Annotated in this window: 9 protein-coding genes; 6 read left to right on the top strand and 3 right to left on the bottom strand. The window is 42.9% G+C overall.

The annotated features are described in order from the left end of the window. Positions 1-34: 34 nt before the first annotated feature. Both V7K25_RS01860 and thrC read right to left on the bottom strand, forming a co-directional pair. The gene (locus V7K25_RS01860; protein WP_109007243.1) at positions 35-310 is read right to left on the bottom strand and encodes a ubiquitin-like small modifier protein 1; all 276 of its coding nucleotides are present in this window, start codon (positions 308-310) and stop codon (positions 35-37) included. A 90-nt stretch (positions 311-400) separates the two neighbouring features. Continuing rightward, the gene (gene thrC, locus V7K25_RS01855; protein WP_335154552.1) at positions 401-1,711 is read right to left on the bottom strand and encodes a threonine synthase; all 1,311 of its coding nucleotides are present in this window, start codon (positions 1,709-1,711) and stop codon (positions 401-403) included. An 850-nt stretch (positions 1,712-2,561) separates the two neighbouring features. Here thrC and V7K25_RS01850 point away from each other — a divergent pair. The 6 genes from V7K25_RS01850 to V7K25_RS01825 all read left to right on the top strand — a co-directional run bounded on the left by V7K25_RS01850 (position 2,562) and on the right by V7K25_RS01825 (position 12,891). Then, complete coding sequence (locus tag V7K25_RS01850; RefSeq protein WP_335154550.1) at positions 2,562-5,033, top strand: beta strand repeat-containing protein; 2,472 nt, start codon at positions 2,562-2,564, stop codon at positions 5,031-5,033. A 163-nt stretch (positions 5,034-5,196) separates the two neighbouring features. Continuing rightward, positions 5,197-5,760, top strand: coding sequence for a hypothetical protein (locus V7K25_RS01845; RefSeq protein WP_335154548.1), 564 nt, complete (start codon positions 5,197-5,199; stop codon positions 5,758-5,760). Between the two features lie 166 nt (positions 5,761-5,926). Further along, positions 5,927-7,468, top strand: a complete 1,542-nt coding sequence (locus tag V7K25_RS01840; RefSeq protein WP_335154546.1) for a hypothetical protein — start codon at positions 5,927-5,929, stop codon at positions 7,466-7,468. Then, the gene (locus V7K25_RS01835) at positions 7,465-11,406 is read left to right on the top strand and encodes a TonB-dependent receptor (RefSeq protein WP_335154545.1); all 3,942 of its coding nucleotides are present in this window, start codon (positions 7,465-7,467) and stop codon (positions 11,404-11,406) included. The genes V7K25_RS01840 and V7K25_RS01835 overlap by 4 nt, the downstream gene beginning before the upstream one ends. Continuing rightward, entirely contained in the window at positions 11,396-11,707 is a 312-nt protein-coding gene (locus V7K25_RS01830) for a hypothetical protein (protein ID WP_335154543.1), read from the top strand. Before V7K25_RS01835 ends, V7K25_RS01830 begins: the two co-directional genes overlap by 11 nt. A 266-nt stretch (positions 11,708-11,973) precedes the next feature. Next, complete coding sequence (locus tag V7K25_RS01825; protein ID WP_335154541.1) at positions 11,974-12,891, top strand: GEVED domain-containing protein; 918 nt, start codon at positions 11,974-11,976, stop codon at positions 12,889-12,891. Positions 12,892-13,040: 149 nt separating this feature from the next. Here V7K25_RS01825 and V7K25_RS01820 read toward each other — a convergent pair. Next, a partial coding sequence (locus V7K25_RS01820) for a Uma2 family endonuclease (RefSeq protein WP_335154539.1) occupies positions 13,041-13,330 on the bottom strand: 290 nt, incomplete at its 5' end.

The raw sequence follows: 13,330 nt of genomic DNA, 5'->3' as shown, positions 1-13,330 counted from the left end.
CTAGCAAGCCAAAGAAAAGACGGGATAAATAGTATTAACCACCGGCGACAGCAGGGACAATACTTACTTCATCGCCATCTTTCAGTGCTGTGTTAATACCATCTAAATAGCGGATATCTTCGCTATCGACGTAAAAATTTACAAATCGACGTAGCTTTCCTTCTTCATCGCACAACCGCGATTTAATCCCAGGAAAGCTTTGTTCTAAAGAGTCTAATAATTCAGCAATGGTGCTACCGCTAGATTCGAGAGTAGCTTGATTATTAGTCAAATTCTGAAGAGTCGTAGGAACTAAAACTGTTACAGCCATAGGAGTACAGAGTGAAAAGTTGAAAAGTGAGGAGTGCGGAGTGCGGAGTTAGGAGTTATGGATAAAAAACTCATAACTCCTAACTCATAATTAAACGAGGACTTGTTGCCATTCCAAGCGATCCAGAGTACGCGATCGCTCTAGCGCACGTTCAAAACTATCTAGTTTAGCATCAATAGTCAAGGGTTCGCCAACGTAGCCTTGGATTGCTTCTTGAGTTTTCAGACCATTGCCGGTAATGTAAATCACGGTGGTTTCATCTGGATCAATTTTGCCAGCTTCTACAAGTTTTTTCAGCACGGCCACAGTTGTACCACCGGCTGTTTCTGTGAAGATGCCTTCGGTTTCTGCCAGCAGCTTGATGCCATCAATAATTTCTGCATCATTAACTGATTCAATGTTACCACCAGTTTTCTTAGCTAACTCCACAGCATAAATGCCGTCTGCTGGATTACCTATCGCTAGCGATTTAGCAATTGTATTCGGTTTTACTGGCTTAATAAAGTCGCGTCCTTCTTTAAAAGCTTGGGCGATAGGTGAACAACCTTCAGCTTGAGCGCCACTGAAACGGACGCTCTTGTTTTCTACCAAACCAACTTCGATAAATTCTTGGAAACCTTTATAAATTTTTGTAAAGAGTGAACCAGAAGCTAAGGGAGCAACAACATGATCTGGTAGTTCCCAGCCTAGTTGTTCCGCAACTTCAAAACCTAGCGTCTTGGAACCTTCAGAGTAATAAGGACGCAGATTGATATTGACAAAACCCCAGCCATGTGTATTAGCAACTTCTGAACAGAGACGATTGACTTGATCGTAGTTGCCCTTGACAGCCATCAAGGTGGGACTGTAGATCAGGCTACCGATAATTTTACCAGCTTCTAAATCTGCGGGGATGAATACACAGCAGTCTAAACCGGCATGAGCTGCGATCGCAGCTGTAGAATTTGCCAAGTTACCCGTGCTAGCGCAAGAAACGGTAGTGAAACCCAACTCTCGCGCCCTCGATAGAGCAACTGAAACTACCCGATCCTTAAAGCTAAGGGTGGGCATATTAACGGCATCATTTTTTATATAAAGCTTATTTAGACCCAGGCGACGGGCAAGGCGGTGAGAACGAACCAAGGGAGTCATACCCGTTCCCACATCTATAACATTGTCAGTTGCAACAGGCAAAAAGGGACGATAGCGCCAAATTGAATTGGGCCCGGCTTGAATTGTTTCACGAGTGACACTCAGACGGAGGGCGCTGTAGTCATACTTGACTTCTAAAGGGCCAAAACATAACTCACAAACATTACTGGCTTTGAGTTCATATTCCGCACCACATTCCTTACACTTCAAGGCTTTAAAGTAGGCAGTGCTGGTTTGGGTTTGGGTTTGGGTTTTGATTGCCTGAGTCATAAACTAGCTTTCCCTGTTTGTCTTTCTGCGTTTGTCTGTCTGCTCTTGCCTGATACTAACACGAGCAAAAATACCAGTCAAACATACCCGACTAAAATTATCGGGTATTGCTAGTATTGAAAAAAAGTATTTATGTAAAATTTTTATATACGTAAACGTTATATTTAGTATTTACACGTAGATTAGAATTGTTAAAAAAATTAGATGATAGCTCAAGGTACTCAGTTTTAACACTTATAGTTGATATGATTAAATTGCATTTTATATATGATAAATTTGCATTTATTGAAATTATTACTCAATTTTGAGTGATCTATATCACTTAAAATAACCTTCTATTTTTTATTTAAATGACTCTACCACGGTAGTAAACATAGATGACAACAAAGACTCAAAAGCATTTCTATATATAAGTTTTAGTCTTTTTAATGTCTGATTACACCCCTAGATTTGCTATGTGTGCTGCCAAAATGAAGTTGACTTTTCAGCTTTGATGCACTAAATCATGGCTTAATAAATTACTTATTTTTACGGAAGTTTTTTTTTGCTACAAAAGCTACATTTATATTTACATCGACGATTCAGCAAAACACAGTAGTTAAGTTACCCATATTTGCGATCGCTAGCTTTGATAATCAACGGTAAGCGTAAAACAAGTAGGCAATAACTTTGCTGCCTATTGTCTCAATCTAGTTTTTCAGGAGTGTCAATAAGTTAACTCCTCAAGTTAGACATCTCCGAAACATCAACGTTTTGGCTCGTCTAATCGGTAATTCTTTAAGGAATTGCCGAACTTTATCCTGTTTCAAAACCCAAGATATCAAGTTCAGCAAATAAACAAACTACTTTTATGGTAAACCGAAACAAATCTCTGAACAAGCAGCGCCAGCGCTATCAGTCTCTAGTAGCAACAGCATTATTAAGTAGTAGCCTTTTCCAATTTATTGCACCTGTATTAGCTGACGGTACAGCTGCTGGTCAATCTATCAGTAACACCGCGACTGCTACCTACGAAGATCCCAACGCGCCAGGGACAAGCATAAATTCGACCTCTAACACTGTTATATTGACTGTAGCAGAGGTTGCTGGTATCACTGTCAGCGCGTCTGGAGTCACAGATAACAATGGTGGCACTGCTGGAGTTAACGATTTACTAACTTACACCTACACCATAACAAACGTAGGTAACGACCCCACCAAATTCCATATTCCCAACCAAGCAACAACAATTGGGCCTGGTACAGTCTCTGGTGTACTTCCTGCTGATAAAAATGGGGCAACACCAGCTAGTGGCACACTGCAATACAGTACTGATGGTGGTACAAGTTGGACAAACGTAACAGCCGGTGGTGTAGATACACCCTCAATTCCGGTTAGTGGTACTGTGTTGGTGCGTGTGCCAGTGACTGTACAGACTGGCGCTAAATCGGGTGACATAATTAAAGTTACCCTTGGTAATACTCCTGGTGATGCCCAAAACCAACTGCGGAGTCCCGATGGTGGTGACGTTTATACTGTAGATAACGCTGATGGAAGTCCTGGAGAAGTTGCTGGCGCACCAATTAATGGTACACGAGAAGCTAGTATTACCCAGCAAACTCAAGTGGGCAACACTGTTAAAACCGTTGCTCTAGCCACAATACTCAAAACTCGGACAGGCTACAACGCTGGTAATGCTTCCGTACTCAATGATGATGTGCTGACTTATGGTTTAAGCTTGCGAGTTGAGAGCAACGACGTAACCAATACTGGGCTAACACCCGCAGCTTTAGCTGGTACAAGTATCAATGTAGATGGTAATCCAGTTTCTCGCATCTTAGTTTCTGATGCACTTCCAGCATCGACAACTCTTAATGGTACCCCAACTGCTCCTCCAGGGTGGACAGTAGTTTACGCTGGCGAAGATCCTGCAACTACAAATGCTAATGCTGCTTTGTGGAAAACTGACCCTACTCAAGTAACGGGTAATGTAGTTAGACGGGTTGGTTTCATTAATAATCCTAGCGTTATTTCTTCCGTTGCTACTGGAACAACCTTTACAGGCTTTACTGTGCAAGTGAAGACTACTGGTGTTACATCGGCTCCGACCGATATTAACAACATCGCTCAAGTGTTCGGTACAACTGCTGGCGATCCAGCTAGCCCCCTACTCTTCGACGATTCAGGTGACCAAAACCCAGATAACATCAACCCTACTACTGGAGCCTTTCCTACTACACCTGACGCTGGCTATTATGCTACTACTCCCGCCAATGTTGATACGGGCAATAACAACCAAGGTGCTAATTCTGTTATAGGAAATGTCAACCGTTATACCATTTCAGCCGCCGTACCAAACTCAGTTTTAAATGGGCCGAATAATGCACCTGATGCAACGGGCCCATCGGGGAACAACGACGACTTCACCAACAAATCTGCCTTTGTTCCTCTTAACACAGCACCTGGTAGTACACTTGACCCACAATCAGTTGGCTTCACTAACACAATTAAGAACAACGGTACTGCCACTAACGACATCACAATAGTGCCAACCGCACCAACAACTTTCACAGATTTGCCAAATGGTACAAAGGTGACTGTTAGCTATAACAATCAATCTGCTGTTTATACTTACGATAGTACTAATGGTGTTTTTACAACAGTTAATGCACCAGTTAAAGTCTTAGGTCTTGCTGCTGGTGCCAGTGTTAATTATGGTCTAGAAGTTGACCTACCAGCTGGTACGCAACTATCGACTGATATCGGTAAGGGCTTCCTAGTACCCATTGTTGCCTTCATTGATGCTGATAGTAATGGTGCATGGGATAAAAATACTGAAACAACGTACAACATCTCCATCGATCGCGTCTACACTGGCTTCTTACAGATGGTGAAAGTGTCACGAGTTTTACAAGGAACTGGCCCAGCAGTGCAAGGGACTGATGGCACATTCAGTATCACTCCGAAGAACCCTGCTACAGGCAACATTATTGAGTACCAAATTCAATACAAAAATATTTCTGATGCTCAAGCTGGAACCGGTAACGTGATTTTGAATGCTAACAAAGTTGTGATTACTGAAGATGGTACGCAAACCCCCAACAACTGGGCGCTAGACAACGACAACAACACTCAAATTGATACTAGCAACATTGTTGGTTCAGCTAAAGATTCTGGGGCTTCAACTATCGAGTTCTTCACTGGTAATCCAGCTAGTAACCCTGGCGTCGATCAAACTGGAACCACGGTAAATAGTGATGTCACAAAGTATGTAAATACTCCTACCGGACAGATTGCACCTGGTGTTCTAAGAACATTTACCTTCCAACGCAAGGTTAACTAAATAGTTTGATTTCACCCCTCTTTGTAAAGAGGGGTTAGCACATCTGTGTTTGTAGTTAGCGCTTTAGTTTTAAATCGCTAACTACAAACTGATTATTCCCCTGCGAAAACAGGGAAAGATAAATCAACAATCGACATTGTGAAAGTTTTTTGAGGTTATTTATATGAAGCGTCTTTCTTTTGCAGGTTTAGGAGCGATCGCACTTATTGCTACCGTTCCATTTGTCAGTCAAGTGCCGGGAGTGGCTTCTCTATGGCATTCTACAAGCGCGATCGCTCAAAATGTCAAACCTCAAGGGCAGTTACAGTTGCGCTTAGAGGCAGAAAAGCAAGTGGTGGCACAGGATCAACAAGGTAAGCAAAGCAAGACATGGCAACCTTTGAAAGGTCAAGCTGTGGTGCAACCAGGAGATGTGCTTCGCTATACCTTGAGCGGTGAGAATACAAGCGATCGGCCAGTGAAGAATTTGGTTCTCAATCAACCTATTCCTAAAGGAATGGTGTACGTATTGAAATCTGTAGTTGCAACTAATAATACTAAAGCTACTTACAGCATTGATGGCGGGCGCAGCTTTGTCGAAAATCCTACTGTAAAAGTTACTCTTCCTGACGGCAAAGTGGAAACAAAACCAGCACCAGCGAATGTTTACACCCATATCCGTTTGCAAGTTCCGTTAGTTGCAGCAAAGACAACAGTTAAGGCAACTTATCAAACCCAAGTGCGCTGATTCACACCTATACGCATAAGATCCCCCCGCCTCTGGCGACCCCCTTTATAAGGGGGTAAAGGGAATGAAATAGCCCTGCTTTATAAGGAGAATCGGAGGGATCTTCGATAGATAAACAAGTGCTTTTATTAACAAGAAAAGTGGCACTCCAGAGGAGATATGTTCAGTGAGCCGTCCTCAAAACAAAAACCAAATTACTTCTAGCAGTAGCTGGTATCAAAGGTTAACGGCTACTGCTCTTCTGGCAAGTGTTTTGCATACTACTATACCTATACCAGCGATCGCGCAACCGACTAACAATCTGGCTGCGTCTGTGCCATTAATAAATCAAGCTGCTTATACTTATACAGACCCTGCTAGTAATTATAAATATCAAGGAAGTTCTAATCAGCTTAATGTTAGTTTTAACCCATTAGTTGACCCATTAGGGCGGATTTTAGGTTGCGGTGGCGAACTTTTACCTGACTATACAGGTTTTTCAGTTGGTCTATACGAACCTAATCCCAGCGATCCAACAGGGACAGAATTGGGAAACTTAATTCCTCTAACTCGAACAGAGTTGCCTGATATTCCTAATAACAACGTTCCCGGTGGCAAATCGCCAAATATCGAGAATAGTAATCCCTATTTTATTACGAATACTCCTGCCGGTGTCTACAATTTCCTCCTCGATCCCAATAAGGGTCAAACTAATCCAGGTAGAAGCTACATTTTTGTAGTCAATCCACCAGCAAATTCCATCTTTAAACAACGACGCATCAAGATTGAAATCATTGCTAGCACTGGCACTGAAGGTAATAATCTCGTGCGGTATGTCGCTACTTCTTTAGATGGTCAGCCAATTGGTGTTCAAGGTGAGACAAGGATCGAGAATACGGTTGTTGTAGTTAACAATGCTGAAACGCAAGCACTGAACTTCTTTGGCTTTGATTTCAGTACAAATTTGTGTCAACCCAATCAGGTGCAGATTATCAAAACGGGCGATCGCGCTACTGCTGAACCTGGAGACACAGTGATTTACCGCCTCTCAGTAAAAAATCTCGCTGATGCTGGTTTGAATAATTTAGTTGTCACCGACAACTTACCTTTAGGATTCCAGTTCTTGCCTAAATCTGTGCGGGGAGAGTTGGATGGTCAAGCGATCGCTATCACCTCAGAAGGCAATGGAAACACGCTGACATTCCGCACAGATGTAACAATTCCTACAGAGAAAGTCTTAAATATTGCTTACGCGGCTCAACTAACAGCGGATGCTTTGCGGGGAACAGGTCGTAATAGTGCGATCGCTAATGCCCGCCGAACTGACAACGGTTTTAGCACTAAGGATGGGCCAGCAACGCACCAGTTAAAAATTCGTCCAGGAATCGTTTCTGATTGTGGCACAATCATCGGTCGCGTGTTTGTTGATAAAAACTTTGACGGTGAACAACAGCGTGGTGAGCCTGGAGTCCCAAATGCGGTGATTTTTCTGGAGGATGGAAACCGTATTACAACAGATCCGAATGGTTTGTTTTCATTAGCCAATGTCTTACCAGGAAACCATACGGGTGTACTAGACCTCAGCAGTCTTCCTGGTTATACTTTGGCTCCCAATAACAAATTCCGTGAACGTAATAGCCAATCTCGTCTAGTGCGTTTAGAGCCTGGTGGCTTGGTACGTATGAATTTCGCAGTTACCCCTACCTTCCAGGAGCCAGTCAAGAAATGAAACCTAGACTGCACTATGTAAATACATTTAACTTGAGGTTGATGGGGGCGATGCCGGGAGTAGCTCTCAGCCTTATTTTGTACCCTACAATAGTCAAAGCAGAACCTGTAAGTGAAAACCTCTTTTTCTCTGATTCTCCTTCGCAAGTAGATAAGGGTGTTGAAGAAGAGGTAAGGGAGCAGGGAGCAGGGAGCAGGGGAGAGGCTTTAAATTCTCTTCTTTCTATACAAGGGAACAGTGCCAGGAAGTTAGGTTCGGCTTTGGTTTTTTCAGATGATCTGAAAAGTTCCAAGCAGCTTCCATCTCACAAATTTCTTTCCCCACCAACTACTGATACTTCAATTCCAGATGTTCAGCTAAGTGAAACGGAAATACAACCATTTCAACCAGCAGTCACCGTAGATTTACCCAAAGGATTACGCAAAATAGCCGGAATCAAGGACAAGAATGATGGAGGTAAAGACGCCGAAATACAGTTGCAAGCTTCTCCAAGGCAAATACAACCATTTCAACCAGCAAGTTCCGTAGGTTTGCCTAGAGGCTTAAGCAAAATAGCGGGAGTAGAGAACGGACAAGGAGTGAATAAAAATCTTCCCGTGTCCCCCACTCCCGCCATTTCCACAGCAATCAAAATTTTGACTCCGACGGCAGACAGCGTTGTAGATGTACAAGCTACCACAGTCACTGTGCAATTTACCGTTGGAAGTCAGGTGGAATTGCGGGTGAATGGCGTTTTGGTAGATTCTTCTTTGGTGGGACGCACGGAAAGTGATGCCACCACCAATTTAATAACGCAGACATGGTATGGTGTTTCGTTAAAAGAAGGTAAAAATACCATCTCTGCACAAGTAGTTGGAAGAAAAGAACCCCCTGTAACGGTGCAAGTCGCAGTCCGGGGAGCGCCACAGCAACTAACCTTAGAAACAGTTGAGTCTCGCATCCCAGCAGATGGACGTTCCACAGCGACAATTCGGGGTCAACTGATCGATGCAAATGGCAATCGCTCTAATCGTGATGCTGTTATTACTTTGATACCTACTGCTGGGGAGTTTGTCGAGAAAGACTTTAAACCCGATGAACCCGGATTTCAAGTGGAGGCGAAAAGGGGACAATTTACAGCTACGTTACGATCGCAACTCAAAGCCGAAACTGTCCGAATTCGGGCGATCGTTAATAATTTAGAAGCCTTTACCCAACTACAATTTGAAACGGCACTGCGCCCGAGTTTGGTGACAGGGGTAGTAGATTTACGTTTGGGTGCTAGAGGTACAAATTATTATGGCAGTTTCCGTGATTTCCTTCCTCCTGACAAAAACAATGGAACGCAATTAGATTTCCACTCAGCAGTATTTGCCACTGGTGCGATCGGGGAATGGTTATTTACAGGCGCATATAACAGTTCTCGTAGCCTCAATGAAGATTGTGATTGTAATAATCGTCTGTTTAGAACTTACCAATCCAGTGAGCAAAATTATCCTGTCTATGGCGATAGCTCGAAAGTTGATGTCGTCACTCCTTCCATTGACAGTGTATATCTGCGTTTGGAGCGATCAACTGGTATACCCGGATCTTCCCCTGATTATGCCATGTGGGGTGACTACAATACAGAAGAATTTGCGCGGCGATCGCAGCAATTTACTTCTATCACCCGTCAACTCCACGGTTTTAAGGCTAACTACAATTTAGGGAACTTACAAATTACAGGTTTGTATGGCAACCATTTAGAAGGGTTTCAACGGGATACCATTGCTCCTGATGGCACTAGTGGTTATTACTTCCTCTCTCGCAGAATACTACAGCCAGGTAGCGAAAATGTCTTTATCGAGTTAGAAGAACTCAATCGTCCTGGGACTGTACTAGACCGAAAACAGCTTAACCGAGGCCCAGACTACGAAATCGACTACGATCGCGGTACTTTATTATTCCGCGAACCCATCCTCCGTACTGATATTGATCAAGTCGGACAAGTATTGGTACGCCGGATTGTTGTTACCTATCAATACGATAGCCAAAACTCTGATAGCAATATCTATGCTGGTCGTTTGCAATATAACCTTTCCCGTAAGCTGAACCAAGAAAGCTGGATCGGAGCAACTTACGTTCAAGAAAGTCAGGGAGTGCGTGAGTTTCAACTCTACGGTGCAGATGCGCTGATTTCTTTGGGTAATCAGGGTAATTTAATCGCAGAATATGCCCATTCCACTAATGATTCTGATGTTGTGGGAAAGGTTAGCGGTGACGCTTACCGGCTGGAAGCTGAGGGACAGATTACTAATGGAATTCAAGGTCGTGCTTATTATCGCTTTGCTGATACAGGTTTTGCCAATAATGCCACTGTCAGCTTTGTCCCAGGACAAACCCGCTATGGAGCGCAGGTTACAGCTAAATTGGCCTCAACCACTAACGTTAGAGTGCAATATGACCACGAAGACAATTTTGGCATTGCTCCCCAACCCCTAGATACCTTTGAAGAACTGTTTACACCTCGTTCTGAAGCGATACCTGGGAGCAAAGTTGATAATTCGCTGACAACGATTTCCGCCGGGATTCAACAACGTTTGGGTAAAGCTACTATTGATCTGGATTGGATTCATCGTCATCGGGAAGACCGCATCCCTGACAGTGCCCTAAGTAGTACTTCTGATCAACTGCGATCGCGTTTTTCAGTTCCCATTGCGAAGAACCTGACTTTTCAGGCGCAAAATGAACTAAGTTTATCTTCCCAAAAAGATCCTGTTTACCCAGACCGGACTATTTTCGGGTTAAATTGGGCAGCAATTCCTGGTGTGAATATTAGTCTGGCCCAACAGTTTTACACTAGCGGTCAATATTCGGGTAATTCCATCACCAGCTTAAGTGTCAACGGTGAACACAAACTCGGATCAGATACTACTTTGACCGGTCGTTACTCAATTTTGGGTGGTGCAAATGAAATGACTACTCAAGGAGCAATTGGTCTAAATAATCGTTGGACTATTGCTTCGGGATTGCGGCTGAATGTTGCTTACGAACACGTATTTGGCAACTTCTTCGGACGGACTGGAGCAGGCCAACAATATGCCCAACCCTTCGCTTTTGGTCAATCAGCATCTGTGATCGGATTTGATGGTGGCGATAGTTACAGCGTTGGGTTGGAATACTCTGATAATCCACAGTTTCAAGCCAGCGCCCGTTATGAACATCGTTCTTCTTCTAGTGGTGGTAATACAGTAATTAGCGCAGGTGTTACTGGTAAAATTTCTCCGGCTCTGACAGCTTTAGTACGTTATCAACAAGCTGGTTTTTCCAATCAAAAGCTTTCAGGATTGGGAGATACTGCTAACTTAAAGCTGGGTTTAGCTTACCGCGACCCCAATAGCGATAAATTTAATGCCTTATTGCGTTATGAATATCGGCAAAATCCATCAACCATTCCTGACACCATCCTCTTAGGAAGTGGTACAGGTTCCCAAGACCATACCTTTGCTTTAGAAGCGATTTACGCTCCTAACTGGCAATGGGAATTCTACGGTAAGTATGCTTTGCGTAACAGTACTTCTTACATAGCCAATGATTTAGCTGGTACTAGCACAGTAAATCTGGCCCAATTACGAGCTACCTATCGTTTGGGATATAGCTGGGATTTGGTGGGTGAGGCTCGTGTAATTAGTCAGTCTAGCTACAGCGAAACAGGGTTTGTTGTAGAAACAGGCTACTACCTCACACCTAACCTGCGCGTTTCGGCTGGATATGTGTTTGGTAAAGTTGACGATCGGGATTTTTCAGGAACACGTTCTGCGGGAGGTGCATATTTGGGTATCAGCGTCAAACTCAACGAATTGTTTGATGGCTTTGGACAACAAAAGATTCCGCCACGCCAGCCACAGGAATCTGCAATGAAAACTTTGGTGAATAAACTCAAAGCGGCAACAACGGCGATGCAAAAGCGTGAAATATAAAACGGTTATTTGTAGAAGACAACGCGACAGAATTCAACAGGAAACTTTATGCGACGTTACCCAGCGTCAATTCATGTCCGAAATATCCCCAAAACCATGTTCATTAAGTGCGATCGCACGATCGTATAAATCTGCCGTTACCCGTTGGTATCGAGAAAATAGTTATGAAGATTTTGCTTGGCAACCTCGATTTTATGACCACATCATTCGCGCTGATGTTTCTTTAGACCGAATTCGAGAATACATCATTAATAATCCCATCAAATGGGACAAAAATAACCCTACAAATTTAGGGATGTGATGTTTATACCCATAATGTAGAGATTTTGCAATGCAACGTCTATACAAATCGTCAATTTATAGCCAGGATTAATTAAATTTAAAATCAAATCTTTTTTTCACTATTTAAAAGCGATCGCCGCAGTAAATCTGAATATAGATAGTAGATTATCGATGATTTTGGGTAAGCTAAAGACTGAAGATTTATTTGAGATTAATCAGCCCTCAGTGATGATTATGGTTAAGGTGAACAGCATTATTTAAAGGTTCTCTTATGGTGATTTACTAATGAAGAATTTATGGCAAGATTTTAATATTTTTGGTTGGGGGCTGATCGGTGCGACATTAGTACTTCAACCTACGTCAGCGCAAGCTCAATATATCCAGCGATCGTTCAGTACCTTAGGCACACCTGCAACAGTTAATAATGTTCCACTCAATGCCGGGAACAATACTTTAACCTTTACCGTAACCAGCAATGCAACCTTTGGTAGTAGCTTTGCTCGTTTCCGGTTTACGACTACTACAGTTGCAACACCCAGCCCAACAGGTTCACAGGGAGTTGGAAAGGTGGAAGATTACCCAGTGACGTTAGGAGGTCAACCTAAGCTAATTTTAGTTAAACGGATTACCCGCATTAATAACCAGGATTTAACCAATATTGTGGATGGTCGTAGCGACGTTTCTACTAACGCTGCTAACTACGTAGCATCTCCTAATGACCTTGATGATGATAGCAGTAACTCATGGCCTAGTGGTTACTTGCGCGGATTGATCAACGGTGGGACAGTCAAGCCAGGAGATGAGTTAGAATACACCATCTATTTCCTTTCTAATGGACAGGGTGATCTTACTAGTGTGCAAATTTGTGACTTAATACCTACCAATACTACTTTTCTTCCTACTGCTTTTAATGGTATGACTCCTAGTGATGGCGGCTTACCAGGAGCAGATCAAGGTATTGCTCTTGGGCTTGGTTCTAGCACTCCTACGGCTTATCTTACCAATGCACAAGATGGCGATCGCGGACAGTTTTATACAGCTAATGAATCAGGCATACCATTATCCTGTGGTAGTAACACTAATGGGGCTGTGGTAGTGAGTATCACGCGGAGTCCAGATTTGTCAAATCTACCTTCAGAAAATGGATCTAGGACTCCAGCTAATTCTTATGGCTTTATTCGCTTCCGCGCCAAGGTGAAATAGGGGCAGGGGGCAGTTCTTGCTGGGGGGGAAAGAGGGTTTTCCGATTTTTGCAATATAAGAGTGAAAAACCCTTGTAGAGAGTTAGCAGTACTAACTCTCTACAAGGGTTTTCGATAACGGAAATTAATAAAAGGTTGAATTTGCACTTTTCACCATACTTTATTTAAATTCAATTCAAACCCAGGTAAAACATCTTCACCAAATACAGTTGTAGGAGATTTTAATATTTCTATCTGTTTCTCTAAACGAAAAATTTCTACTATTTTATTCTTCGGATCAAGCAACCAACCTAAACGAACGCCATTGTTAATATACTCTTGCATCTTTTCTCTGAGTTTTTTGAAAGAATCACTACTAGAACGCAATTCGACTACAAAATCAGGTGCTAGAGGGGAAAATTCTTCTTCTTGTTGAGTCTGAGTTAAAGCCTCCCATTTTT

It is taken from the genome of Nostoc sp. (genome assembly GCF_036919495.1).
GTDB lineage: Bacteria > Cyanobacteriota > Cyanobacteriia > Cyanobacteriales > Nostocaceae > Nostoc.
This window is presented reverse-complemented; position numbering and strand designations above follow the sequence as displayed.